This is a genomic window from Paenibacillus sp. SYP-B3998 (assembly GCF_010820665.1).
In the GTDB taxonomy this organism is placed as follows: domain Bacteria; phylum Bacillota; class Bacilli; order Paenibacillales; family NBRC-103111; genus Paenibacillus_E.
Map to the genome: position 1 here is coordinate 155,177 of NZ_JAAIKC010000006.1, position 25,530 is coordinate 180,706.

The 25,530-nt window shown below is 44.3% G+C and carries 19 protein-coding genes and 1 riboswitch; of the genes, 7 read left to right on the top strand and 12 right to left on the bottom strand.

What is annotated here, in order from left to right:
* Positions 1-56 precede the first annotated feature (56 nt).
* Both GK047_RS17205 and GK047_RS17210 read right to left on the bottom strand, forming a co-directional pair.
* Positions 57-341 carry a CPCC family cysteine-rich protein gene (locus tag GK047_RS17205; RefSeq protein ID WP_163949648.1) on the bottom strand — a complete coding sequence of 95 codons (285 nt, stop codon included), beginning with the start codon at positions 339-341 and terminating at the stop codon, positions 57-59.
* 567 nt (positions 342-908) lie between these two features.
* On the bottom strand, positions 909-2,300 hold the full coding sequence (locus GK047_RS17210) for an amino acid permease (protein ID WP_205516857.1): 1,392 nt from the start codon (positions 2,298-2,300) through the stop codon (positions 909-911).
* A 161-nt stretch (positions 2,301-2,461) separates the two neighbouring features.
* A riboswitch (Lysine riboswitch) is annotated at positions 2,462-2,649 on the bottom strand.
* A gap of 1,084 nt (positions 2,650-3,733) precedes the next feature.
* Between GK047_RS17210 and GK047_RS17215 the strand changes: the two genes are divergently transcribed.
* From GK047_RS17215 to cydS, 3 genes are read left to right on the top strand one after another with little or no spacing between them, the layout of a single operon-like run.
* On the top strand, positions 3,734-5,083 hold the full coding sequence (locus GK047_RS17215) for a cytochrome ubiquinol oxidase subunit I (RefSeq protein WP_163949270.1): 1,350 nt from the start codon (positions 3,734-3,736) through the stop codon (positions 5,081-5,083).
* Entirely contained in the window at positions 5,080-6,105 is a 1,026-nt protein-coding gene (locus tag GK047_RS17220) for a cytochrome d ubiquinol oxidase subunit II (RefSeq protein ID WP_163949273.1), read from the top strand. Before GK047_RS17215 ends, GK047_RS17220 begins: the two co-directional genes overlap by 4 nt.
* A gap of 7 nt (positions 6,106-6,112) precedes the next feature.
* Positions 6,113-6,223: a cytochrome bd oxidase small subunit CydS family protein gene (gene cydS / locus GK047_RS30660; RefSeq protein ID WP_481856011.1), complete on the top strand. Its 111-nt coding sequence runs from the start codon at positions 6,113-6,115 to the stop codon at positions 6,221-6,223.
* A 76-nt stretch (positions 6,224-6,299) separates the two neighbouring features.
* Here cydS and GK047_RS17225 read toward each other — a convergent pair whose 3' ends face one another.
* Positions 6,300-7,382, bottom strand: a complete 1,083-nt coding sequence (locus tag GK047_RS17225; RefSeq protein WP_163949277.1) for a Gfo/Idh/MocA family protein — start codon at positions 7,380-7,382, stop codon at positions 6,300-6,302.
* A 143-nt stretch (positions 7,383-7,525) separates the two neighbouring features.
* On the opposite strand from GK047_RS17225, the gene GK047_RS17230 reads away from it, so the two are divergent.
* Entirely contained in the window at positions 7,526-8,611 is a 1,086-nt protein-coding gene (locus GK047_RS17230) for a MerR family transcriptional regulator (RefSeq protein ID WP_163949279.1), read from the top strand.
* 37 nt (positions 8,612-8,648) lie between these two features.
* On the opposite strand, the gene GK047_RS17235 is transcribed toward GK047_RS17230, so the two are convergent.
* From GK047_RS17235 to GK047_RS17245, 3 genes are all read right to left on the bottom strand, one after another.
* Positions 8,649-9,365, bottom strand: a complete 717-nt coding sequence (locus GK047_RS17235; RefSeq protein ID WP_163949282.1) for a response regulator transcription factor — start codon at positions 9,363-9,365, stop codon at positions 8,649-8,651.
* Between the two features lie 95 nt (positions 9,366-9,460).
* Positions 9,461-11,254 carry a two-component system histidine kinase PnpS gene (pnpS, locus tag GK047_RS17240; RefSeq protein WP_163949285.1) on the bottom strand — a complete coding sequence of 598 codons (1,794 nt, stop codon included), beginning with the start codon at positions 11,252-11,254 and terminating at the stop codon, positions 9,461-9,463.
* Positions 11,255-11,387: 133 nt separating this feature from the next.
* The gene (locus GK047_RS17245; RefSeq protein WP_163949288.1) at positions 11,388-12,935 is read right to left on the bottom strand and encodes a fumarate hydratase; all 1,548 of its coding nucleotides are present in this window, start codon (positions 12,933-12,935) and stop codon (positions 11,388-11,390) included.
* A gap of 141 nt (positions 12,936-13,076) precedes the next feature.
* Between GK047_RS17245 and GK047_RS17250 the strand changes: the two genes are divergently transcribed.
* Positions 13,077-14,225 (top strand): polysaccharide deacetylase family protein, encoded by a 1,149-nt coding sequence (locus GK047_RS17250; RefSeq protein ID WP_163949292.1) that lies wholly within the window; start codon positions 13,077-13,079, stop codon positions 14,223-14,225.
* A 129-nt stretch (positions 14,226-14,354) separates the two neighbouring features.
* Positions 14,355-14,936 carry a 5'-deoxynucleotidase gene (yfbR, locus tag GK047_RS17255; protein WP_163949295.1) on the top strand — a complete coding sequence of 194 codons (582 nt, stop codon included), beginning with the start codon at positions 14,355-14,357 and terminating at the stop codon, positions 14,934-14,936.
* Between the two features lie 66 nt (positions 14,937-15,002).
* On the opposite strand, the gene GK047_RS17260 is transcribed toward yfbR, so the two are convergent.
* The 5 genes from GK047_RS17260 to citZ form a co-directional block, all read right to left on the bottom strand.
* A complete protein-coding gene (locus GK047_RS17260; protein ID WP_163949298.1) occupies positions 15,003-15,431 on the bottom strand; it encodes a hypothetical protein in 429 nt (142 codons plus the stop codon).
* 175 nt (positions 15,432-15,606) lie between these two features.
* Positions 15,607-17,538, bottom strand: coding sequence for a pre-peptidase C-terminal domain-containing protein (locus GK047_RS17265; RefSeq protein ID WP_481856012.1), 1,932 nt, complete (start codon positions 17,536-17,538; stop codon positions 15,607-15,609).
* 218 nt (positions 17,539-17,756) lie between these two features.
* Positions 17,757-18,698, bottom strand: a complete 942-nt coding sequence (gene mdh / locus GK047_RS17270) for a malate dehydrogenase (RefSeq protein WP_163949300.1) — start codon at positions 18,696-18,698, stop codon at positions 17,757-17,759.
* A 58-nt stretch (positions 18,699-18,756) separates the two neighbouring features.
* Positions 18,757-20,055: an NADP-dependent isocitrate dehydrogenase gene (gene icd / locus GK047_RS17275; RefSeq protein ID WP_163949303.1), complete on the bottom strand. Its 1,299-nt coding sequence runs from the start codon at positions 20,053-20,055 to the stop codon at positions 18,757-18,759.
* Positions 20,056-20,204: 149 nt separating this feature from the next.
* Positions 20,205-21,317: a citrate synthase gene (gene citZ, locus GK047_RS17280; protein ID WP_163949306.1), complete on the bottom strand. Its 1,113-nt coding sequence runs from the start codon at positions 21,315-21,317 to the stop codon at positions 20,205-20,207.
* Positions 21,318-21,825: 508 nt separating this feature from the next.
* On the opposite strand from citZ, the gene GK047_RS17285 reads away from it, so the two are divergent.
* Positions 21,826-23,361: a Ppx/GppA phosphatase family protein gene (locus tag GK047_RS17285; RefSeq protein WP_163949309.1), complete on the top strand. Its 1,536-nt coding sequence runs from the start codon at positions 21,826-21,828 to the stop codon at positions 23,359-23,361.
* On the opposite strand, the gene GK047_RS17290 is transcribed toward GK047_RS17285, so the two are convergent.
* Positions 23,327-25,450, bottom strand: coding sequence for an RNA degradosome polyphosphate kinase (locus tag GK047_RS17290; protein WP_163949313.1), 2,124 nt, complete (start codon positions 25,448-25,450; stop codon positions 23,327-23,329). The two genes, GK047_RS17285 and GK047_RS17290, sit on opposite strands and share 35 nt — an antisense overlap.
* Positions 25,451-25,530 lie beyond the last annotated feature (80 nt).

The window sequence follows — 25,530 nt, forward strand, 5'->3', positions numbered from 1 at the left end:
CGTACTCTATTATACGTTTGCGATTAAACCTATATATCACCAAAATTAAAACTTATTTATACTTTAGGTTTCCAGTTGGAATCTCTTAAATCATATTTATTAGGTTTTCGAAAAAAATTCTCATCCTGTACAAATAACCTTTGATATTCAGTTAATGAAGCTGCATTTACTCCTCCCTCCTCATCAGGATTATAAAATTGTGCAGCGTCATCTTCCCAAAGGCATATATCACATATTTCATATGTTCCTGGAGGGATATTCTCTAGCGTTAGGTATCCGCAGCATGGGCATGGATACTTGCTTATTAATGATTCATTAACTTGTATTAAGGTTACTTCCATGCTTTCAATTATATCTTTTAAATTGTTTGAAACATATTCCTTAACGGGTTTTGACCAGTCATTTTCCTTAACAAGGGTTAATCTGTACTGACCTTCTGCTCTAAACTCAGGGTACCAACCTAAGTCGAGGATCATTGAATGCCGTCTATTAGTGAATTGTAGTATATCTTCTTTTAAATCATCCTCATGCATTTCCTCATAAAGTTCGTTAATATTTACAAGCCACCCTGTTGGTATTTTAAGAGAAACTAAGGATCTAATATTTTTTTTCGGCTTTTTAATAGTTACCGCACTCCTTTAATATTATTTGCTTTCCTCTTCTATGATTTACTCGAAAACTCCATTAACAGATATTTGAAATTAATTATAGCAATAATAACTACTATTTTGGTTAGGAAAGACCACCGGTAGCCTTGTTCTGGTAGCTTATTGAGTAAACCTAGTCGAACAAGCGGAGCAGGAAGCTTTGTGGAACCAATACTACTCATATTTTCACCACTTGGCGCTTGAAATCTGTGCCTATGCAAAAAGAGCAAAAGCGACTGGGCCTTTGCTCTACTTTTTCAACTAATCTTCCGTAGGATCCAAATTGCATTCTTCCAGTTTTAACACTTTTGTTTTGTATTTCCACTTGTAACCTAGCCACAGTACCAAGAAGAATGGAATTCCAATATAAGAAGCTGCCAAGAACTTCCAGTCCACCTGACCGTCCGAGAACGCACTAATGCTTTGGCCAATAATGACAATCATGCACATTACACCTGCCAAGATCGGCCCGAACGGGAACCAAATCGAGCGGTATGGAAGGTCAGCTACTTTGCGCCCTTGTGCAATGTAAGCTTTACGGAAACGGTAATGGCAAATTGCTATACCAAGCCATGCGATGAATCCAGACATACCTGACGCGTTCAACAGCCAAATGTATACTTGACCATCGCCAAAGAAGGAAGCAAGGAAAGCAAGCATTCCGAGTGCAGCTGTCGCAAGCAGGGCGTAGACTGGAATCCCGCTTTTACTTAATTTAGCGAACAATTTAGGCGCTTTGCCTTCTTTCGCCAATACCCAAAGCATTCGTGTGGAGGCGTACATCCCTGAGTTACCTGCGGATAGAACCGAACTTAGGATAACGGCATTCATCACAGAAGCTGCTATGCTTAAGCCTGCTTTTTCAAAAATAATCGTAAACGGACTTGCCGCTATGCTATCGCTAGCCAATGTATCTGTGGTGTACGGAATCAGCATGCCAACAACGAAAATAGCCAAGATGTAAAACAATAGAATTCTCCAGAACACGCTGCGGATCGCGCGAGGTACGTTCTTCCGAGGATTCTCGGACTCTCCTGCTGCAACACCGACAAGCTCTGTTCCTTGGAAGGAGAAGCCTGCAGCCATACAAACGCCAAGTACTGCAAGAAAGCCGCCCGAAATCGGCGCGTCACCTGCTGTGAAATTACTGAATCCAACCGCATTGCCGCCCCAGATGCCGACAATCATTAACAATCCGATACCGATGAACACAATAACGGTTACAATCTTTATCATAGCGAACCAATATTCCGACTCGCCGTAGCTTTTAACAGATAATAAATTAAGACCAACCATTAAGGCGAGGAATAGAGCACTCCATAAGAACGACGGGCTGTCAGGCAGCCAGAACTTTATAATTAACGTCGCCGCGGACAACTCTGCCGCAATTGTAATTGCCCAGTTATACCAATAATTCCACCCTAGCGCGAAGCCAAGGGATGGATCTACGAATTTCGTTGCGTAAGTACTGAATGTTCCAGACACAGGCATAAATGTCGCCATTTCTCCCAAGCTTGTTACCAAGAAGTAAACCATAATTCCAATGATGAAGTAAGCTAAAAGCGCGCCGCCTGGTCCAGCAGCATGAATCGCCCCGCCGCTGGCTAGGAACAGCCCTGTTCCAATCGATCCTCCGAGTGAAATCATCGTCATATGGCGCGACTTCAGACCTCTGCGTAATTGATTCTCTTTCACCTTCTGTACTCTCCCTTTATATGTTTTCCGTTAGCTTTCTTTAAGATGAGGGCTAACAACGCAAAAAAGCCGCCTCTTCATAAATAAGTAAGGTAGCTTCTACTCCCTCATTTATCCTGTCTCAAGATAGCACAACACACTGTTTTGGATTCAACAGTATGACAGTTCCGTCCCTTTCGGAAACGGCCCCAGCCGACGCGGTCAGTATACCGTACGGCTTCGGCGATGGTGCCTTTTCATCGGAATCAACAGTCATTGCTGGACTTCCTCCGATGTACTCTTCAACATCGCGACCTCTACCTCATCTAGGTTGATGAGGGTTAGTATTTAATTTTCTTTCAACAATATAAATGAACTCAGGTTATAAATCAATGGATATTCGTTCCATTACAAAATAACAACAGGTATTCAGTCAATAGCGTAGACACAGATTTTTTCATGCGGTAGCTTTAGGTACGTGCATCCGTTCCATTTCTACAAGTGTTTTGTACCTAATCGATGAGTGGATATAATACTTATACTTTCTCGAAAATGTGTAATTAGTCGTGGATCAACGAACGTTTCCAAATGCTATCCGAATTGCAGATCGATTCCATGTTCACGGCTATGTCATAAAGGACTTGCAAGAGGTTTGTGGTATAAAGCATACTTTTTCCAAAGGCGAGAGCTCATCTTAAAGCATCACCCCTTGCTCAACCCTCCAGCAGAATCCCTATCTGCAGAAAGCAAGAAGAAGCTTGATGAAATACTGGGTTACTCAGCAATTCTTCAGAGTAGTTGACCTCACTTGATAAAATTTACTTTGTAAGGTTATCTAAATCACCAATTTTATAATGATTATCTATGCTTAATAAAATACGATCTTTAGCTGTTAGTAGTGATAACTGCACCGCGGCTTCTGAACTTAAATTTTGAGGCAAGTTGTTTAATCAAATAAAAATTAAAATTAAAATCGATTTTCATCCATTCATAAACCTTTGTTTTATGGATAGCTATCGTTTCACAATCTTGTTTCGTAATAACACCGAGTAAACATATTCGTATTTCCCCGGTAACTTAGATGTTCATGTTCATTTTCTCTGTCTATTTATTGAACACAAGTGCATTTGTTTGTGAATACTTTCACAACACTGTCAAACACTTTTCAAACGTTGCTCACAATTATGTGAAATTAATCACATACATCCGTGTATGATATAAATAGTAAGAAAGAACGATGGAGCAGGTGAATATAAATGGACAAATACCGCAAACAAGAAAAGGCGCTCATCATCCTGTGTTCGGTGGTAGCTTTGATCATGCTTTTTTCTTGGAGCCGCCATCTATTTTCTTAGAAATTAGGACTGATCATGAGGCATTAATCTTGCCAGAACTTGAAGGAGCTGAATGTTATGAATTACGATCCCGTGCAATACAGCCGTATGCTCACTGAGCTTACACTCGCCTTTCACATTATTTTCGCAACAATCGGCGTTGGCGTTCCTGTCATGATAGCGCTCGCCGAATGGACGGCCATTAAGCGCAAAGACCCGTACTACTCGCTCATGGCGCGCCGTTGGGCGCGCGGCTTCGTCATTACAGTAGCTGTAGGTGTAGTGACCGGAACCGCTATTGGACTTCAATTAAGCTTGTTATGGCCAAGCTTTATGCGGATTGCCGGGCAAGCCGTTGCCCTGCCACTGTTCTTGGAGACGTTCGCTTTCTTCTTCGAAGCGATTTTCTTGGGCATCTACTTATACACGTGGGATCGCTTCAAGAAACCCATTTTTCACTTCTTGCTCCTTATCCCAGTCGTACTCGGTTCCTCGGCTTCCGCATTCTTTATTACAACCGTAAATGCATTTATGAACACGCCACGAGGCTTCAAATTGCAAAATGGCGCTATTGTGGATATTCAACCTCTTGTCGCGATGTTTAATCCAGCGACACCTACCAAGGTATCCCATGTGTTGGCTTCCTCTTATATGACAAGCGCATTTATTTTAGCCGCAATAGCCGCCTTCTCTTTACTTAAAAAGAAAGATACGCTCTACCATCGGAAAGCATTAAAACTCACGATGACCGCTGCGCTTGTATTCTCCGTGAGTACAGCACTGATTGGGGATTTATCAGGCAAATTTTTGGCCAAGTATCAACCAGAAAAACTAGCAGCAGCTGAATGGCATTTTGATACCGACAAGAAAGTTCCGCTTGTCATGGGCGGCATTTTAACAAAAGACAACGAAATTAAATATGGGCTCAAAATTCCTTATGCGCTAAGTATTCTTGCCCATGGGTCACCGACAGCCGAAGTGCAAGGTCTGAACGAAACACCCATTAAAGAGCGTCCGCCGCTGTATGTACATTACATTTTTGACATGATGGTCTCCATCGGTGTGTTCTTGACGCTGCTAGCTCTGCTCTACATTTGGGCACAGCGTAGAGCGCGCAAGCATCAAGGGCGTTACCCACGATGGCTGCTTCGCCTGATTAGTTGGTCAGGTCCCCTCGCCATGCTAGGCATTGAATGTGGTTGGGTCTATGCAGAAGTGGGACGCCAGCCTTGGATATTGCGAGGGTACATGAAAACCGCAGAAGGAGCAACCACTTCTGCACATGTGGATACGATGCTCGTCTTATTCTGCTTCCTCTACATTTTATTAGGACTAACCGTCATCAAAGTTCTTAGCAAGCTTTTCAAAAACAACGACGTTCAAGACGAGTTAATCGCCAGTGGCATTGAAGGAGGCGAAGCAAAATGAGTTATGAAATACTCGGTATATCGGTTCTTTGGATATTTTTGTACGGTTACCTGATCGTAGCCTCCATTGATTTTGGTGCCGGATTTTTCAGCTACTATTCCTTCATTACTGGAAGAAAGCATCTTGTTCATAACATTATCGAACGTTATCTATCGCCGGTTTGGGAAGTAACGAATGTATTTTTGATTTTCTTCATGGTTGGCATTATCGGGTTTTTCCCAGATACGTCTTACTATTATGGTACAGCTCTTCTGATTCCGGGAAGTGTGGCTATTATTCTGCTTGCACTCCGCGGCTCCTATTATGCATTTAGTAATTATGGGTCCAAAGATAACAAGTTTTATATGTTTCTCTACGGAGCTACCGGACTGCTCATTCCGGCTTCCTTATCTACGGTACTTACGATCTCGGAGGGCGGATTTGTCATTGAAAAAAATGGCAAGGTGGAGTTCCTCTTCGGAGAATTATTACGCAGTCCCTATTCGTGGGCCGTTGTTCTTCTCTCACTCGTCAGTGTCCTGTATATCTCATCTATGTTTTTAACTTACTATGCGGCTAAGGCACAAGATCGTAAAGCTTTAGAAGTTGTTCGTGGATATGCCTTAGGCTGGAGTTTTCCTACGATTTTAGCCAGTCTACTCGTCTTTTTTGCCATCAATGGTCATAATCCCTTGCATTTTCAACGGATGCTTGACTTAGCTTGGATGTTCGTCGCTTCCTTTTTGTGTTTCCTCACAGCTGTCTTTCTCATTTGGAAACGTCGGGGTTATAGTTGGGCTTTTCTACTCGTCATGCTGCAATTCGCTTTTGCCTTTTTTGGATATGGCGCTTCCCATCTCCCTTATATTCTGTATCCCTATATCACGCTTTATCACAATTTCACAAGCGATGCGATGGCGCTCTCCCTAGTTATTGCTTTCATCGCAGGGCTGCTGCTGTTAGTCCCTTCACTAGCTCTACTTATGCGCCTGTTTTTGTTCAATGCTTCCTACGTGCAAGGAACAACATCAAAGAAAGGATGATACCTAAATGGATTTGGATTTCTTTTTAATCATGATTGCTCCCTTTCTAGTTGTGTTGACAGCCATTTTCTTCTTGTTTGCCTGGTTTTCAAAAGGAAATGATGCTTCCATTGAGTAATAGAAAAACCCCTTATGGCGATGAATATTCATCTAACCATAAGGGGTTACTCATATTTCCTGGGAAATGATCGAATCTAGTCGAAATAAACCGCTTTACCTGTTTTTGCCGATTCATAAATGGCTTCTAGAATCTCAGAAACCACACAAGCCTGCTCTGGTGTGACAACTGGCTCTGTGTCATTCTCAATGGCTTGAATCCATAGACGCATTTCCAAATCAGGCGCACTCTCGGTTTCACCATCATAGAACGCAACACCGCCAGCATTCAACTCAACTTCCGTTGTGAACAACCGACTATGCTTCTCGCCATTGATCCGCAAGCCGCCCTTCATGTCTGCTCCGCCTTCGGTACCGCTCAACGTACATTTGGCTTCATCCACTTCCAGTGTGTTCAGCGCCCAGCTTGACTCCAAAATAATGGTCGCACCATTTTTCATCGTAATCATACCAAACGCAGAATCTTCAACCGTAAATTTAGATGGGTCCCATGGTCCCCAAGCATTCGCAGCGTTCTCTCGTTGTGATAGCTTATGGTAGGAAGTACCGAGGACAACCTTCGGTTCGTAGTTGTTCATCATCCACATCGTCAAATCGAGTGCGTGCGTACCGATATCGATTAGCGGGCCTCCGCCTTGCTTCTCTTCATCAAGAAATACGCCCCATGTCGGAACAGCACGACGACGAATCGCATGTGCTTTAGCAAAATAGATTTCACCAAGCTCGCCATCCAGACAAAGCTGGTGCAGATGTTGGCTATCGCCGCGAAACCGGTTATTGTAACCAACCGTTAGCTTCTTCCCAGTTCGCTTCGCAGCTTCGACCATCCGGCGCGCATCTGCAGCTGTTTTGGCCATCGGCTTTTCACTCATGACGTGCTTGCCTGCTTCCAAAGCTGCGATCGTAATGTCCGCATGAGAATCATTTGGCGTACAAACATGAACGATATCTATAGAATCGTCTTTCAGAAGCTCACGGTAATCTTCATACACACGAGCTTCGCCTTTTCCATATTTATTGGCTGCTTCCTGTGCTTTTTCTGAAATAATGTCACAAAAAGCAACCATTTGTACATTGTTTAATTTATTCAAGCTCGGCATATGTTTGCCGTTCGCGATTCCGCCGCAGCCAATAATCGCAATACGATACGTTTTAGACATAAATTATCCTCCTAAAGCTTATTTATCCTTAGCCTTTTCACAAGTGCATACAACTATTACAATTAGAAGTATATCAAATTCCTGAAAAAAGAAAATTTCATTTCTAGCGCAAGTTGTATGCGATTGTGCCATGATGGAGGACAATGATGCTTATTCATGAAATATCTCGCAAGCTTGGTATTACCCCCAGAGCCATTCGCTTCTATGAGCAGAAGGGACTCCTATCTCCAACCAAGATGAAAGTGAATGGTTATCGAACCTATACCGAGCAGGATGCTTGGCGATTACAAACGATTATTTCCCTTCGGGAAGTAGGCATGACGCTTGACGATATCAAGCTTACATTACTGAGCAAAGATCCAAACAATCAAGCTGATGTCATCTTTGCGCTGCAGTTACAGCGTTCCATCCTGTTTCAGCAATGGACAGAGATGAAAGAGATCATCGGTACCATGGATCGAATGATCGATGCAGCCGAAATAAATGAAGAGCTGCCCACTGACCAGCTGTATGAGTTAGCTCAACGAAGCAAGGCGATGCGCGATCTACGTCGAAGCTGGAGCGATCATTGGGACTTTGATGCAAAGGCTTCTGGATTTGATAGCCAACTTATCGACAGTTCCCCGCCAGAGACCAATCCTGTCCCTTTAACCACTTCAATACCTCCGAATGCAGCATACCAAGCTGCACAGGACAAAATTGCTGAGTTTATTTCACCCACCACAGCTGAAAAAGGGTTAGATATTGGGACAGGCACAGGTAATCTAGCTAGCAAGCTGCAGCATCTAGGCGCAACCATGTTCGCCATCGATCAATCCAAAGAAATGCTTAAACGGACTCAAAGCAAATATCCTCAGATAGAGCTAAAGCTCGGTAATGTATTAGCTATTCCCTTCATGGATCGACAATTTGATTTTGTAGTCAGCTCTTTCGCACTGCATCATTTGACCGAGCCACAGAGAGAGTTAGCTTGGGGTGAAATCATTCGTGTACTGAAGCCTGAGGGACGAATCTGCTTGGCTGACTACATGCTAAGCGATACTAGTGAGCAAGCCACCTATATAGCCAAACTAAACCGTACAGGAGCCGCCAGGCTTCCAATGATGCACGAGCAAGTTGAGCTTTATCCCGTGCATACCCATCTTGTAGACTGGTTAAAACGACATACTAAACAAGTTACATCCATGCAAATTGAACAATTAATCCACGTTGTTTATGCGCAAAAATGAGCCAGGGTTGCTGTTTAATCAGCAAGCCCTTGGCTCATTATTTTTTCACCATATTGGCAACTAGCTTGTAACCGACACCGCGGATCGAATCGATTTGTACCGATTGCTGATTCATCTCGAGCTTTTTGCGAAGCGAACTGACATGCACATCAACCGTTCTTTGTCCCCCTATATAATCAAAACCCCAGACAATGTTCATGAGATCGTCCCGAGTAACGACCACACCAGGACGTTGGACTAAATACAACAGCACTTCAAACTCTTTGGGTCTTAAGGGGATTGACTCCCCATTCAAAGCAACCTCGTATTTCTCTGGATATATAAACAATTCACCGGCTTGAATGACCTTCTCGTTGGCTTTATTTCTATCTGCCATGGCTTCCTCAGGCTGCGTTCTGCGTAGAACAGCAGATACCCTTGCAAGAAGCTCAGCGACACCAAAAGGCTTTGTTATATAATCATCCGCTCCGTGTTTCAAACCTTGAACAACCTCGTCCTCTGCATTGCGGGCTGTCAAAATAATAACGGGCGTTCCGTTCCCTTTTTGCCTTAGCTTGGCCAATATTTCGAAACCGTTCAATCCAGGAAGCATGATATCCAAAATAATTAAATCATATGATTGCTGTAAAGCCTCTTGAAGTCCATCTCCACCATGATCAACAACCTTGGTGTCATAGCCTTCCTGCGAAAGGTTGTACGAAAGCAATCGGGCTAAAGTCGGTTCGTCTTCGATAACTAGTATTTTTTGTGCCATGGGATCCCCCGTATTTACAATTTATTAACTTTGCACAGCTTTATTCTAACACGAGATTGTTAAGAGAATGTAAACATTCCGCAACCACCTGAAATTTAGTGAATAACTGGCAATTCAATCGTGAACTTCGTGCCTATACCGACCTCACTATCAACTCGAATGGTTCCCTTGTGCAGTTCCACCAAATGCTTCACGATAGACAATCCTAGTCCAGTTCCGCCTGAGATGCGGGAACGGGCTTTGTCGACACGATAAAACCTTTCAAAAATTCGCGGCAAATCCTTCTTCGGAATACCAATGCCCGTATCTGAGACGATAATCCTCAATCGTTCATAATCACCATCCGTATTCATTTCAAGGGGTTCAACACGAACTTTTACTTTGCCGCCTTCCTGCGTATAGCTAATGCCATTAGACAACAGGTTAATAAAAATTTGCCGTAGTCGATCTTCATCCGCCTCAATGTAAATATCATCATCTACATGCAAACTTAGTTCGATGTGTTTCTTCTCGGCTTCTTTTCTCAGAACACTGAGTGATTTTTCTAGAAATTCAGGTAAATAAATAGGTGAAAATTGCATCGGAATGCGTTTCGATTCAATTTTGGATAGCTCCAAAATGTCCCCGATTAACCGATTCAATCGCTCGCTCTCATCAAAAATGATTTGCAGAAAGGAAACCGCTGTTTCCTTATCGTTCAATGCCCCTGCAAGCAGCGTCTCGGCAAAACCTTTGACTGCGGCAATCGGAGTCTTCAATTCATGTGATACGTTGGCAACGAACTCGCTGCGCATCCGCTCCAGCCTTCTCACAGCGGTTATGTCATTAATTACAATGAGTACCCCCGACCATTCTTCATCCTCATGAGCAATCGGATTTAAGTTTATATCTAAGATGCGTTCAGCCGGATAGTAGAAAATCATCTCATCACGGATGGGTTCCCTTGTTTCTATGCATTCCTGAATCAATTTGGCGAACTCATATTGCTGTTTGGCTTCATTATATTTCTTACCCAACAATTCCTGAGCTGTAAATCCAAGAATGTACTCAGCTGAAGGGTTCAGCAGCATGATCCGCTCTTCACGATCGATCATCATGATGCCGCTCATCATATTTTCCATGACACCTTGAAGCCTGCGCTCGTTCTCCTGAATACGCGCCATCTGCTGCTGCAAGCTTTCTGACATCCGATTAATCGCTTGTCCCAGCTGCCCGACCTCATCGTTACTATAAGAAGCCACGCGCGATTCATAGTTCATATTCGTAATTTGCTGCGCAACACGAGTCATTTTCTCAATAGGGCGTGTAATTCCACTTGCAATCCGATAGCTAACAATTCCCGCAATCACGAACAAGATAGCAAGACCTGCAACCAGAAAATACCATAAACTTCGAATCGACTGATCGACCTGCTCCAAACTCAACGCAATCCGCAAATAACCAGTCACTTTGTCACCACTTTTGACAGGAACAGCAGCATAGAGCATTTTTTCTCTAAGTGTGTCGCTATATCTCGTTGTGTAGCCTACACCGTTAGTGACTGCAGCAGCAATCTCTGGTCGATTCAAATGATTGTCCATCTGCTCTGGATTTTGATCGGAGTCTCCCATTACCTTACCGTCTGCACGGACAAAGGTGAGCCTTGCTTCTGTGGAAGCTTTGATAAGCTTTGCTTGCGATGTGTAGTAGGCAAGCTGTTCACTTTCCGTACCTGTCCGGTTCCAATCGCCAGTCGCACTAATGACCATGAGCTCGCGCTGCATGTTATCTTTCAGCGATTGGACATGTGAATTCTCTAATACCTTGGCCATGAAAATACCCGCAATCAGCATCGATCCGCCGATTAGCAAAATTAAAATATAAGTCAGTTTGGCACGGAATTTCGTCATCCGCTATCTGTCCTCCGATGAGTAAGTTTTAACACTTATTCGTTCAAATGAAAAGAAAAAGGGCTACTCTACATAGTAACCCTTCCTCCCATACCGAAGCCAGTTATTTTTTTGTAAAGGCGCTGACACCCTCTTATTTAAATACAGGCTCTTTCAGTGCTGTCAGCTTCTCCAATGAGTTTTTCTCCACATCGGCATGCAAGCTGTTCCCGTGGGAGTCCATGGTAACGATCGCCGCGAAGCCTTCTGTTTCCAGATGCCACATGGCTTCTGGGATACCAAACTCAAGGTAATCAACACCTTCAACCTTCTTGAAACACTGTGCGTAGTATTGCGCAGCGCCACCAATGGCGTTCAAATATACACCGCCATGATCCTTCAGGGCAGCCAGTGTTTTGGGTCCCATTCCGCCTTTACCGATGACTGCACGAATACCGAACTTCTTAATGATATCGCCCTGATAAGGTTCCTCGCGGATACTTGTAGTCGGACCTGCCGCTTTCACATGCCACTCGCCGGACTCATCTTTGCTCATTACAGGTCCACAATGGTAAATGGCAGCGCCATTGAGATCCAGTGGTGCATCATGGTCCATCAAATATTTGTGCAGCGCGTCGCGTCCTGTATGCATCGTCCCGTTGATCACAACCACGTCGCCGACTTTTAACTGACGAATCTGCTCTTCCGAAATCGGTGTATGCAATACAATTTCTCGACGCTCTACCGTTGTGTCCTGAGCCGCTTTCACACTGGCTTCAAAAGCATCTTGGAACGACACTTCCGTCCCTCTTGGGTAGGACCAGCCATTAATTTCGCCGGATTCCGCGTTCAAAATAACACCCTGACGACGGAACGCCCAACAGTTATAGGCAACGGAAACGAAGAAACTTGCAGGCAATCGGTTCATCACGCCAACTTTACAGCCAAGCAGAGTAACCTGACCGCCAAAGCCCATCGTGCCAATCCCCAACGTATTAGCATGTTCCATCACATACTCTTCCACTTTACGCAGCTCTGGGTGCGGGTTCACATCGTCTACATGGCGAAACAATTGATGCTTAGCCAACTCGTAACCGCTTGTACGGTCGCCACCGATGCCTACGCCGATGAATCCAGCGCTGCAGCCTTGGCCTTGTGCCTGGTATACCGCGTGCATGACACATTTACGAATGCCGTCAAGATCACGACCTGCTTTGCCTAGACCCTCAAGATCAGCCGGAAGGCTGTATTGGATATTTTTGTTCTCACAGCCTCCGCCCTTGAGAATCAGCTTTACTTCAATATCACTACGTTCCCATTGTTCAAAATGAATAACCGGTGTGCCGGGTCCCAGATTATCCCCGCTGTTCGCTCCAGTAAGGGAATCCACAGAATTCGTGCGAAGCTTGCTTGCTTTGGTCGCATTCGCTACGGCTTCAAGAATCTGCTTCTTCATGATAATTTGGTTTGCCCCAACCGGACAGTGTATAATAAACGTTGGCATGCCCGTATCTTGGCAAATCGGAGATACATTGCATTCCGCCATATGAATGTTATCAGCAATTCGTGATAAGGACAGTGCGGAGCGTGTTCCTTTATCCTCATTCTCTTGAGCGGCTTGAACCGCGCGACGTACATCACCAGGAAGGTTCGTAGAAGTTTCGACAATCAAATCGTAAACGCTTTGATAAAAATGCTGCATGACTAAATATGGCTCCTCTCTCAATTGAAAGAAATGATAATGAATATAAATTGGGATAGCAAGTTTTAACAGCCTCTATTATACCATACCTCTCACGAACTATTCGATGTTCTTGTGAGCAAAACAAGGAGATTCACTACTATGTATAAAAGAATTGCCATCACAGTTCTACTGAGTCTCATCGGCCTCAGCTTACTGCTCACACCGCTGCAGGCTGAGCGTTCCCAAGAAATATACTATCAGGACCAAGTCGCAGTGCTTATGTATCACCATGTCCATGACGAAGATACCAGCTCCAGCACAATTACAACTCAATTATTGCAAGACCAGCTACAATCCTTACTTAGTAAAGGCTATCATTTTATTTCTCTCAATGAATTCAAACAGTATATGGCGGGCGCAACCGTCCCAGCCAATGCGGTCCTTGTCACCTTTGATGATGGTTATCAAAGTTTTTACACATCCGCTTATCCGATTTTAAAAAGCTTGCGTATTCCTGCCGTTAACTTCGTCATTACAACGGATTTAGCAAATCCACTCGGCTCCTATATCCCATCGATGTCGAAAGCTCAACTTAGTGAAATGACACATGCCACTAACTTCATTGATATCGGATGCCATACCGACAATTTGCATCATAAGCTGCCGAGTGGTAAAGCTGCCCTCGTTGGACGACTTGATCAAAATGGCCAACAAGAAACCGAAGAAGCCTATCAGCAGCGTGTCTTAAAAGATACAAACACTTGTGTAGGCAAACTCAAGGGACTTACCGATGCACCTTTAGACACAATGGCCTATCCGTTTGGCATTACTTCACCCCAAGCGGCATCCCTTATCCAACAAGCAGGCATCCGTTATGCCTTCACGATTTCACCCGAAATGGCAACGCGAAGCGCTGATCGGTTACTTATCCCGCGGATCAACGCAGGCAGCCCGGAGATCACGCCGGAGCTGCTGCATCGCTCGATCCAGCGCCGCATTGTGGCGCAGCCAAATACGGCTCCGCTACGCGTGGACGCCGCTACCGCTGCCGCGCAGCTCGGCGGCAGCGCTGTTCTAGAGGGCGGTGCGCTTGAGCTCCGCCTCGGACAAGAGGCATTCACCCTGCAGGTGAATGCGAAGACCGCGACGCGAGGAGGAGCGCGCGTCGTACTTCGAGAGCCCGTGCTGCGTCAGCACGGGCAGGTCATGATTGCGCTTGACGATCTTCAAGCACTGCTCGGGCTCCCGCTCGTCTACACCCCCGCCACCGGTAAGGTGGCTGAGCGGGTGACGCCGAGCGTCAAATAGACAAGGCCGTCTGGTGGGTTTCCCAGACGGCCTTGTCTTGCTTTGCCTGCTGCTATCGTTCTCATCAGCAGATGGAAATTTTTCCTCAGAAGCGTTACTATAGGAAGACTACAATTCTAGGAGGACTTTATGAGCCATCACTTTTTTGCCTACTTGTATCGATTAAAATATATCGATCGTTGGAGTTTAATGTGGAATATGCGAAGAGACACTGTCGCGGAGCATTCTTATTACGTCTCCGCCATTGCTCATATGCTTTGTACAATTGCAAATGAAGTATACGGCCGCAATATACCGACAGATCGGGTTGTTTCAATCGCATTGTTTCACGATGCATCGGAGGTATTAACGGGAGATATTCCTCAGCCCGTTAAACATAATAATGAGCAAATCCTGCGAAACTTCAGAGAAATTGAAGATGTAGCGGTTGAGCGGTTGATGCAAACCATTCCAACTGAAATCAGCAATGTATACCGCAGTTTAATTCAGGATCATGACCCCGAACTCTACAAATGGGTGAAGGCAGCAGATCTGCTGGAAGCTTATATTAAATGTTTAACCGAGCTGTCCACTGGAAATCGGGAATTCATTGTAGCCAAACAGCAAATTTTAGAGAGCTTGCAAAAAATGGATATGCCGGAAGTGGACTATTTCCTTACCCATATGAGCGCTTCGTTTGAAAAAACATTAGACGAAATTACATTGAATTAATACAAAAAGCAGGTCATCATGATGATGAGCCTGCTTTTTTCTTATGCCAACAATACTTTCATTTCTTTACGCTAAAAGTTGTGGATTCGTCATAATCAATACTGCAACGATGACTGCGATTGCAGCAATCCAGCTAAAAGTTTTGATTTTAGCTACATCAGAAGCTGTGTCCTTGCCTGCTTTAGCAGCAACGATCAGCTTCTTCATTCTACCACCCATCATACCGGACAAAGCGACAATGATAAGCAAGAGAACGATAGCCAGAATCATCCAAAGAACAGAAGGCTTAGTTTTACTGATCAATGCGCCTCCAGTGATGAAAGCTACGATTGCTGCGTATTGACCCACTCGATTGAAAGATCTAAGCAGCCCGACGAAGCTTTCTTGAGCAGCTCCCGATAACGTTGCGGCACGTCCCGTCAAAAAAGGGAATAACACATAACATCCTAGAAATAAAGCACTAACTACGTGTAAGAAAATCATAACACTGTACATTTGACGCCCTCCAAAGTTTTTATGAAATGGTTTACTTTAGTATAACGAATTCAAATAGATGGAACAAGAAAGCGATCCCATATATTTAACCAGTTCACCATTTCTACAAAACTAATTGTCTACAACCAAAAAACTAGCACCTGCTGGGTAGCAGGCACTAGCTTTTCTTATCGGTTTATGGCAACGGTACAGCAGGAACATTGGCGATCGTTACTGCTTCTGTAAATTTAGCTGTTGTGTTCTGTCTCAAGCGCATATTGGCTGCACTCGAAATACTTGGGTTAATTTGAACATTTACGATTTTTTCAGCATGGCCATTGGCATCAGCAGTTAATGAGAAACTAGTGCTGTATCCATAGGAGGAAGGCCAAGTGCCATCACTGTTTTGAACTTTCGCTACTTGCGTACCCGAACCATTGTAAACCCCAAGATTATAGCCAGTTGTCGTAGAATTTGCCGTTAACCCATTCACGATAACTTTCACTTGAAATACAGCTTGATTCGGTAATTGTGCTTGATGAACGAAAGCGAATGGCGCCGTGTTATTCCCCGCAGGATAAGTCGCTTGTAAGGCATAAGCCTGAGAAGTGCTCGTTGCTCCGTTTGCACCGACAACTTTAATATAATAGGTTCCCGCTACACTTGCATTATAGCTTATTGCTTCGGACGTCGTGTTCGTGTTTACAGAAGAAGCCAACTGCGTACTAGAAGCGTTATAGAGGTACAGATCATAGTTCGCTGGAAGATTGTTAAGCGCTACGCTGATAGTGCCTGATCCAGCAGTAGTGAATTTGAACCAATCAGCGTCTGTGCTTGTACCAATGTAGCCATTATAGGTTGCTCCTGAAGCCAGTGAACCATAGGCAGTCGATAAGCTGTCATTAGGTTCGTAAGGATCGGTCGTCGTCGTTGAACCATATCCATAAGAGCCAGATTTAAATGTTGTTGGATCCCACCATTTATAGCCAGCGGCTGGTGTAGCCCACGGTTCCGCTTGCGGCTCTGTCGTGTTAGCCGGTTGTTCCCATGTATAAAGCGATGTCGCTGTATCCAAAGTAAGTCCGGAAACTTGTCCTAGACTTGTGTAAGTCTCTTTGGTAGACAACCAATTTACCATATTCACAAGAAGCGTCGCATCATTTTGCTCTTGAAAACCAGCATAGGTTGTTTTTGAGCCGCCTGTTTCTTCTCTTTTATATTTAGGACTCGCATCTTCAACTGGCGAAGAATCACCAATAAATCCTGCTTTACCTGCGCTAACTTTGGAAACAGCGACGTACGGACCTTCTGCAACGCCTCCATTATTGTAAACACCTTGATCTACCGCATTTGCCCATTTCGTTGTTGTCGTTGGCAGATAGACGATCCCCTTAGCTTTGTTCGGATCAGTAACCGCTAATGTCGAGCCTGCATGCATCGCTACTTTAGAAACGCCTGTTGTAATGCCAAACGCTTGCGAAGGGCTCACAATGTTATTCGCGGTAATGTCTCCTAAAGCATTATAACGGAAACGCACGCCGAAATTCGTAGCTAACCAATCTGAACTAGCTACCCCCTGCATAGCTCCAGAAGCTGCTTCATCTGTACTCATGCCAGCTGCTGGGTTTGTCCATGCTCCACGGCGATAACCGTTGAACACTTCCGAAGCATCCCAACGATTTTTGTTCCGATCTGCATTGTAATGATCCCCAATGAAGAAAATGCTCCCGCCATTTTGCACATATTGCAGCAAGGCGCTTTGCTCAGAGGTCTTGTAAGGAATATTGGCTTCTCCGATGACGACTACATCGTAAGCCGATAGATCAGACAGTATAATAGGGCTTGTCTTACGAAGCTCTTTAACATAATAGCCTGCAGTACCTAAGGCATTCGCAAAATCAGAGAATCCTCCGTCAATAACCCAGTCTGCGGCACCAGCTGTTTGACCGTGCGTATTATCAAAAAGTACTTTCTTCCCGTTCGCCGTGATCGGGGTAATCGTTGGAGCCGGATCATTCGGCCCCTCGGCGAAAGCTTGAGGTACGGCGCCTAACAAAGAAACAGACATTGTTGCTGTAAGAGCGAGGCCTTTCCATCTGTTTTTACCTAGCAAGCTTTTCAAATACATAAAATCCCTCCATCATTGGATGAAATAGCCAATTCTTGGCCTAAGTGTATCGTAGCACAGAGAAAACGCTTCGAATAGCACCTAAGCATGGAATTTACAAAAGTAACAAAACTCTATGCAATCATCCAAATTAAAGAGTTCAGAAAAAAGAATGTACAACATAAAAAAGAACCAGCAGCCTATTCGCATAGGCCACTGGTTCTTTGCGCAAACGTAAATTAACCTGTTACAACTTTGATTACGTTACGAACCGAATTCGCAGTTTTATCCAAAGCTGTTTTCTCTTCTTCTGTCAGCTCGATATCCAAGATTCTCTCGATACCGTCTGCGCCAAGCACAGTCAGGACGCCCATGAACAGGTTATCGTACCCGTACTCGCCTTCAAGAAGAGCGATTGTAGGAATAATACGTTTCTTGTCTTTCAGAATTGCTTCAGTCATTTGCACAAGAGAAGCTGCTGGTGCGTAGTAAGCACTACCGTTACCAAGCAGGTTAACGATTTCACCGCCGCCAGTACGTGTACGTTGAACGATTGCTTCAATGCGTTCAGCTGAGATCAGCTTCTCGATTGGCACGCCGCCAGCGTAAGTGTAGCGAACAAGTGGAACCATGTCATCGCCGTGTCCGCCGATAACTACACCTTTTACGTCTTCAACAGATACATTCAACTCTTGGGAGATGAATGTGAGGTAACGAGCTGTATCCAGTACGCCGGATTGGCCGATTACACGATTCTTAGGGAATCCAAGTGCTTGGTAAGCAACGTAAGTCATCGCGTCAACCGGGTTACTAAGTATGATAACGATTGAATTAGGAGCTACTTCTTTCACGTTCTCACAAACGGATTTCACGATACCTGCATTCGTGTTAACCAGATCGTCGCGGCTCATACCCGGTTTACGAGCAATACCCGCTGTGATGATCACGATGTCAGAATCAGCAGCATCCGCGTAATTCGAAGTACCTGTGATTTGGCTATCATAGCCTTGAACAGGACCTGCTTCAAGCATATCAAGCGCTTTGCCTTTTGTTGGGTTTTCCAATTGTGGAATATCAAGAAGAACAACGTCACCAAGTTCTTTTTGTGCCAACATAAGAGCAGTAGTTGCGCCTGTGAAACCTGCGCCGACAACGGTAATTTTATTACGACGGATTGCCATGTTGGATGTGCCTCCTAAAGTTTATGTGTAAGAGCTAGTTTTGTTTATGAAAATCGGATTAACCCATGTTTTTAATGATTTCGTTAGCAAACTCTGAGCACTTGATTTCTTTCGCGCCTTCCATCAAACGAGCAAAGTCGTAAGTAACGGTTTTGTTGTTGATTGAAGTTTCCAGACCTTTGTAGATCAACTCAGCCGCTTCTAACCAACCTAGGTGCTCAAGCAGCATAACGCCGGACAAGATAACCGAACCTGGGTTAACTACATCAAGACCAGCGTATTTTGGAGCTGTTCCGTGTGTAGCCTCAAAGATAGCATGACCAGTCAAGTAGTTGATGTTTGCTCCAGGAGCGATACCAATACCGCCAACTTGTGCAGCTAGTGCATCAGACAGGTAATCACCGTTCAGATTCAGCGTTGCGATAACGTCGAAATCTGTAGGACGCGTCAAGATTTGTTGAAGAGCGATATCAGCAATTGCATCTTTCACGATGATTTTGCCAGCTGCTTCAGCATCTTTTTGAGCTTTGTTTGCTGCTTCAGCGCCTTGCTCTTCTTTGATACGGTCATATTGTGCCCATGTAAATGTTTTATCTCCGAATTCACGCTCAGCCAACTCATAACCCCAGTTTTTGAACGCGCCTTCTGTGAATTTCATGATGTTTCCTTTATGTACCAACGTTACCGTTTTGCGACCGTGTTGGATCGCATATTCAATCGCTGCGCGGATCAAACGCTCAGAACCTTCAGCGGATACAGGTTTAACACCGATACCAGAGGTTTCAGGGAAACGGATTTTATTAACACCCATTTCGTCTTGAAGGAACTTGATAACTTTTTTAACAGCGTCAGAACCAGCTTCCCACTCAATACCCGCATAGATATCTTCTGTATTTTCACGGAAAATAACCATGTCAACCAATTCAGGACGTTTAACCGGTGAAGGAACACCGTCGAAATAGCGTACAGGACGGGAACAAACATACAGATCAAGCTCTTGACGAAGCGCAACGTTCAAAGAACGAATACCGCCGCCGATTGGCGTTGTCAAAGGACCTTTGATGGATACGATGTATTCGCGCATTGCTGTCAACGTATCGTTAGGCAACCAGTTGTTATATTTGTTAAAAGCTTTCTCGCCTGCATATACTTCGTACCAAGCGATTTTTTTCTCGCCTTTGTAAGCTTTCTCTACAGCAGCATCCAGAACGCGTACGGAAGCAGCCCAGATATCAGGACCCGTACCATCACCTTCAATGAAAGGGACGATGGGATTGTTCGGTACTTGCAGAACACCATTCTCGATGGTGATTTTTTGACCTTCTGTCGGTAGTTCATAGGACTCGAATTGTGGCATGATAATTCCTCCTTATAATGTTTGTGAAATGGGTTGAGCGTGAGCTAGACACACAAAAGTAACGGGAGTAAGATACTCCCCCTGGTAATGGAAGATGGTACCAGACTGCCCGCACCTTTAAGCATAAAGCATGAATAGCCTGAGAGCAATTAACGCTCACTAATTGGAATATATTTTTGGTTGACCGGACCTGTATACTCAGCACGGGGACGGATCAAACGGTTGTTCTCGTATTGTTCCAAAATGTGGGCTGCCCAACCGGATGTACGGCTGATCGCGAAGATCGGCGTGAACAAGTCACGTGGGATTTCCAATGTTGTGTAGACGGAAGCCGAGTAGAAATCTACGTTCGGTTTCAAGCCCTTAAGACCAGTAACTAATTCGTCTGCTTTAATGGACATTTCGTACCATTTCAAATTGCCTGTCAACTTGCCAAGTTCATAAGACATTTTTTGCAAGTGCTTGGCGCGTGGATCTCCGTTTTTGTAAACACGGTGGCCAAAGCCCATGATTTTGTCTTTGCGCTCTAATCTATCATTGATGTAAGGAACAACATTTTCTACCGTTCCAATTTCCTCCAACATCGCCATAACCGCTTCATTAGCACCGCCGTGAAGAGGTCCTTTGAGCGTGCCGATCGCAGATGTAATACCGGAGTAAATGTCCGTTAAGGTTGCAACTGTTACGCGAGCCGCGAATGTAGAAGCGTTCAGCTCATGGTCAGCATGCAGAACCAATGCTTTATCTAAAGCTTCAATGGCTATCTTGTCCGGCTCATTTCCTGTCAATTGGTACAGGAAGTTAGCAGCTACGGAAGCATACCCTGGGGAAGCTAAAGGCTCTTTACCCTCACGGATACGTGCGAACGCTGCGATGATACCAGGAATTTGCGCTTGCAGCTTGATCGCTTTACGCACATTGGATTCTTGGCTTAAGTCGTTTGCTTCATCATCATACAAGGCAAGTGCAGAAACCGCTGTACGAAGTGCCGCCATCGAATTAACGTCTTTCGGATATGATTTCAACTGATCGATCACTGCATCGGGCACCTTGCTGTAGGCGTTCAGGTCGCTTTGCAGTTTCTCTAATTCAGGTTGGGTCGGAAGCTTACCGAACCAAAGTAAATAAATAACTTCTTCAAATGTCGCATTTTCTGCGAGGTCATCAATATCAATCCCGCGATACGTGAGCACTCCATCTACAATGGAGCTTATCGACGAGGTCGTGGCTACAATTCCTTCTAAACCTTTGGTTGCAGACATGGGAATCTCTCCTTAGCTACTCTATTAGCAAATAATTGCTTTTTCCTAACTCTAATCATATAGGATTTTGTTCAGTAAGTGAACAATAAAGACATAAAACTTCATTATCACTACCATAAATTTATGCTATCTGCCCATAAAATCAATTTAACCCTAGTGACTCATCTTCATTGTTTTATAATGATTCCCATGTTTTATTGTAACCATTATGGATCTTAGTAAATCATGATGAATCATCAATTATGCGAGAAGTTGTGGGAAGTGTAGAACATTGTGAAGGAGAAAAAACACTAAAAGAGCATCTAGGATCAACACTATATGCTCTTTTAGTGCTAATCGATCGAAATATGAAACTAAAAATTTTTCTTCTATTTCTTCAAACACACGATACAAGGTTTTGTTAATTCACCCGAAATATACGGTCAGCTAGGAAAAATTTGTCGGAAGCGAAGGAGATTGATACAATGTAGGCTAAGCAGCACCGATTATCCTAAAAAGGAGCCCGCACATGAGCATGAACACCAGTATAGGTATTATGGATATTGGCTCCAACTCTATCCGACTCGTTATTTACGAGCTGAGTGAGAATGGCGCTTATCGCGTTGTAAGCGAGCATAAAAATTCAGCCAGATTGAGCGAGCGAATTGGCCCTGATGGCCTTTTACATAGCAAAGACATCTTGTCGATCGTCCCGATCCTTTCTCATTATGCAATCCTTTGCACAGCTCACAACGTAAGCACAGTCCGAATCACAGCTACAGCTGCAATCCGCAATGCTACGAACTCCGAAGAAATTGTTCGTATTCTGGAAGAACAAACAGGACTAAGCATAATTGTACTAAGCGGTGAGGAAGAAGCTCGCTTCGGATTTCTTGGCGTTATCAACACCATCGATATCCAAGATGGCATCATTGTAGACATTGGCGGCGGTAGCACAGAGGTTACCCTATTTGGCAATCGCAAGCTACTGAAAAGTATCTCCTTCCCATTCGGATCCGTAAATACAACAAGACAATACACGAAGAACGGTCTGCCAACTGAAAGTGAAACTGCAACTATACGCCAAATGGTTATTGAAGCTATTAAAGAACACCCTTGGATTACAGATTCTCCCGATCTACCTATGATTGGGCTTGGCGGGACGATCAGAGCGCTTGGTAAAATGAGCCAAAAACGTTTCAAGAGCTCTATTCAGCTTGCACACAATTATATGGTACAGCCAGGGGAAATCGATTTTTTCCTGAAGCTGCTTACCCCGCTTTCTATTGATAAGCGGAAAAGGGTCGATGGGCTCTCCAAAGAACGAGCTGACATTATCGTTCCAGGGCTTATCATTTTGAATACTTTATGTGAAGCAGTGAAGGCCTCGCAGTTGATCATAAGCGGATCTGGCTTACGCGATGGTTTGTTTTACGAAATAATCCATCCCGAGCAGCCTATCGTTGACGATGTTTTGGATGCCAGCATCCAAAACTTATTGCTTCTGCATCCAGGCGAGGCACTCCAGCATGTTCGTCACGTCAACAAAATCGCGCTAAAATTATATGATAAGCTAGCTCCTTTGAAACAACTGAAAGAAAGAACCAGACGCTATTTGCATGCAGCCTCTCTGTTATACCGCATAGGTACGGGGATTCACTATTATCAATATAGTAAACATACGCAATACATCATTGCCCATGCTCGCATTGATGGCTTCACGCATCGTGAAATCGCTATCTGCTCACTCATTGCTTCGTACAAAACAAAAAGTCGGACACACCAGGCAGCCCTTTTGTATAAGGACCTTGTGGACATATCCGACGAGTGGCTGATTCATGAGCTTGGCACACTGCTTCATCTGGCAATAGCTTTAGACCATAGTGAAACGCAGCCTGTGCAAGACCTCGATATCACGCAAAACGATAAAACACTTACCCTCAAGCTACTTTGCTCGCACAACCCTGTTATTGAAATGAAGGAGATCTCCGACCACGCAAAAGATTTTGAAAAGGTATGGTTATTAAAAATTAAAGCCCAAGCTGGAGTTTTTTCCACGAATTAATTTTCATTGCCTCGAACTGGCTCCGATAAGGGGTCAGTTCATTTTTCACTCTAGCATAAATACCGTTTGACATTAATTCTCTTGCTTTGACATTATCGTTTAAGGTTAATTTGAGAATTTGAATCATCATCTTTTTCAACTGCTTATCGAAGACAGGACACATAAGCTCGATTCTTCGCGTTAAATTACGCGTCATCCAATCCGCGGAAGACAAGTACACATCCACATGACCGCCGTTCTCAAAGGTATAAATCCGAGAATGTTCTAAGAATCGATCCACGATGGTACGCACCGTAATATTTTCACTTAATCCAGGGACACCGGGACGTAAACAACAGACGCCGCGAATGATCAAGTCAATCTTTACGCCAGCCTGCGATGCCGCGTATAACGCATCTACCATCTGTTGATTGGATAATGAGTTCATTTTAGCTGTAATATGTGCAGGTCTACCGGCTCTAGCATGGGCTGCTTCACGTTCGATGAGCTCGAACAGTTTATCCTTCATGTCTGTTGGCGCGACAGCAAAAGCCTGCCAATCATGCGGCGCCGAGTACCCTGTAATTTCATTGAAGAGCGCAGAAGCATCTTCTCCAATGACACTATGTGAAGTAAAGAGACCTACATCTGTATATAAACGAGCCGTATTGTCGTTATAATTGCCTGTTCCAACGTGTACAAATCTACGAAGACCATCCTGTTCTTGGCGAACAACGAGTGTAATCTTGGCATGCGTCTTCAAGCCTACAAGTCCATAAACGACATGACAGCCTGATGTCTCAAGTTTTCGAGCCCAAGCAATATTTCGCTCCTCATCAAAGCGGGCCTTCAGTTCGACGACCACTGTGATCTGTTTACCAGACTCCGCGGCTCTCGCGAGCGCTTGAATAATTGGCGAATTTCCGCTAACTCGATACAAGGTCATTTTAATCGCCAGCACTTGAGGATCATAAGCCGCGTGAATGACAAAATCGGTTACTGCATCGAACGATTCATAGGGGTGATACACGAGAACATCCTGTTCCTTAAGTACGGAGAAGAAATCAACGTTAGACTCGAATTCAATCGGATATTTAGGCTCAATCCGCGGAAAACGCAGATGATCAAATCCACTCAAATTGCCAGCTAGCTTCATGAAATAAGTTAAATCTAATGGACCGTCAATTTCAAAGACATTCTCTGTAATTTCAAATTCATCTTGGAGTTGCGAGAGCGCATACGGATGCATACCTTCTTGTACTTCCAAGCGAACCGGCGCTCCCCAGCGTCGACGTCTCAGCTCTTTCTCTATTTCCTCCAGTAAATCTTCCGCGCCTTCCTCATTCAAGGTCAGGTCGGCGTTTCGAGTCAGTCGAAATGTATGCACGGCTATCGGGGAATACCCGCTAAACAAGGATTCAATATGATGTTCAATTAATTCTTCGATGAGAATAAACTCTTGCTTTTTGCTATTTTGGCGCGAAGGTATCGAAATACACCTAGAGAGGTTGTTCGGCACTTGTACAATGGCAAAGTAAGGTTCATCTTCTGGGTCTTCGCCTTCTCTGACGAGCACCACTGCTAAATAAACAGACTGATTATGCACCAACGGAAAAGGTCTGCTTTGATCTACTGCCATTGGCGTTAAAACAGGAAAAATAATATCGTGATAGTAAGCATCCATAGCCTTCTTCTGGCTTGCGTTTAGCTCTTCATAATCAGTAAACAAAATTCCTTCTTTAACGAGCAGTCTGGATACTTCACGATACGTTTTGTATTGTTCCGTCACCATCTTCGTCGTACGCTTCATAATACGCTTAATCAAGCCGGCAGGCGTATAGCCAGTGAAATCCTTTTTGTTGTAACCAGCCTTGATCTGATCCGTGAGCCCGGCCACACGGACACTCATGAACTCATCCAAATTACTAGATACGATTGACAGAAACTTCACACGCTCAAGCAGCGGAGTACTCAGATCCTGAGCTTCCTCCAGTACGCGTCGATTAAACTCGATCCAGCTCAAATCCCGGTTCAAGTACATGGACGATACTTCATTTACTTCCTTGAGCTCTTTGACTTCCTTCGCTACTGGTTCTCTTGCAATACCCATAAAGCCTCCATTTAATTACTTTTTTCGACATGCTCAACTTTATTGTACTATGACCCTATGTTTACCGACAATGTACCAAC

Excerpts from the sequence above, each read along its gene's own strand:
- GK047_RS17205 (WP_163949648.1), bottom strand. The coding sequence starts at position 341 with ATGGAAGTAACCTTAATACAAGTTAATGAATCATTAATAAGCAAGTAT.
- GK047_RS17210 (WP_205516857.1), bottom strand. The coding sequence starts at position 2,300 with ATGACGATGATTTCACTCGGAGGATCGATTGGAACAGGGCTGTTCCTA.
- GK047_RS17215 (WP_163949270.1), top strand. The coding sequence starts at position 3,734 with ATGAATTACGATCCCGTGCAATACAGCCGTATGCTCACTGAGCTTACA.
- GK047_RS17220 (WP_163949273.1), top strand. The coding sequence starts at position 5,080 with ATGAGTTATGAAATACTCGGTATATCGGTTCTTTGGATATTTTTGTAC.
- cydS (WP_481856011.1), top strand. The coding sequence starts at position 6,113 with ATGGATTTGGATTTCTTTTTAATCATGATTGCTCCCTTTCTAGTTGTG.
- GK047_RS17225 (WP_163949277.1), bottom strand. The coding sequence starts at position 7,382 with ATGTCTAAAACGTATCGTATTGCGATTATTGGCTGCGGCGGAATCGCG.
- GK047_RS17230 (WP_163949279.1), top strand. The coding sequence starts at position 7,526 with ATGATGCTTATTCATGAAATATCTCGCAAGCTTGGTATTACCCCCAGA.
- GK047_RS17235 (WP_163949282.1), bottom strand. The coding sequence starts at position 9,365 with ATGGCACAAAAAATACTAGTTATCGAAGACGAACCGACTTTAGCCCGA.
- pnpS (WP_163949285.1), bottom strand. The coding sequence starts at position 11,254 with ATGACGAAATTCCGTGCCAAACTGACTTATATTTTAATTTTGCTAATC.
- GK047_RS17245 (WP_163949288.1), bottom strand. The coding sequence starts at position 12,935 with ATGCAGCATTTTTATCAAAGCGTTTACGATTTGATTGTCGAAACTTCT.
- GK047_RS17250 (WP_163949292.1), top strand. The coding sequence starts at position 13,077 with ATGTATAAAAGAATTGCCATCACAGTTCTACTGAGTCTCATCGGCCTC.
- yfbR (WP_163949295.1), top strand. The coding sequence starts at position 14,355 with ATGAGCCATCACTTTTTTGCCTACTTGTATCGATTAAAATATATCGAT.
- GK047_RS17260 (WP_163949298.1), bottom strand. The coding sequence starts at position 15,431 with ATGTACAGTGTTATGATTTTCTTACACGTAGTTAGTGCTTTATTTCTA.
- GK047_RS17265 (WP_481856012.1), bottom strand. The coding sequence starts at position 17,538 with ATGTATTTGAAAAGCTTGCTAGGTAAAAACAGATGGAAAGGCCTCGCT.
- mdh (WP_163949300.1), bottom strand. The coding sequence starts at position 18,698 with ATGGCAATCCGTCGTAATAAAATTACCGTTGTCGGCGCAGGTTTCACA.
- icd (WP_163949303.1), bottom strand. The coding sequence starts at position 20,055 with ATGCCACAATTCGAGTCCTATGAACTACCGACAGAAGGTCAAAAAATC.
- citZ (WP_163949306.1), bottom strand. The coding sequence starts at position 21,317 with ATGTCTGCAACCAAAGGTTTAGAAGGAATTGTAGCCACGACCTCGTCG.
- GK047_RS17285 (WP_163949309.1), top strand. The coding sequence starts at position 21,826 with ATGAGCATGAACACCAGTATAGGTATTATGGATATTGGCTCCAACTCT.
- GK047_RS17290 (WP_163949313.1), bottom strand. The coding sequence starts at position 25,450 with ATGGGTATTGCAAGAGAACCAGTAGCGAAGGAAGTCAAAGAGCTCAAG.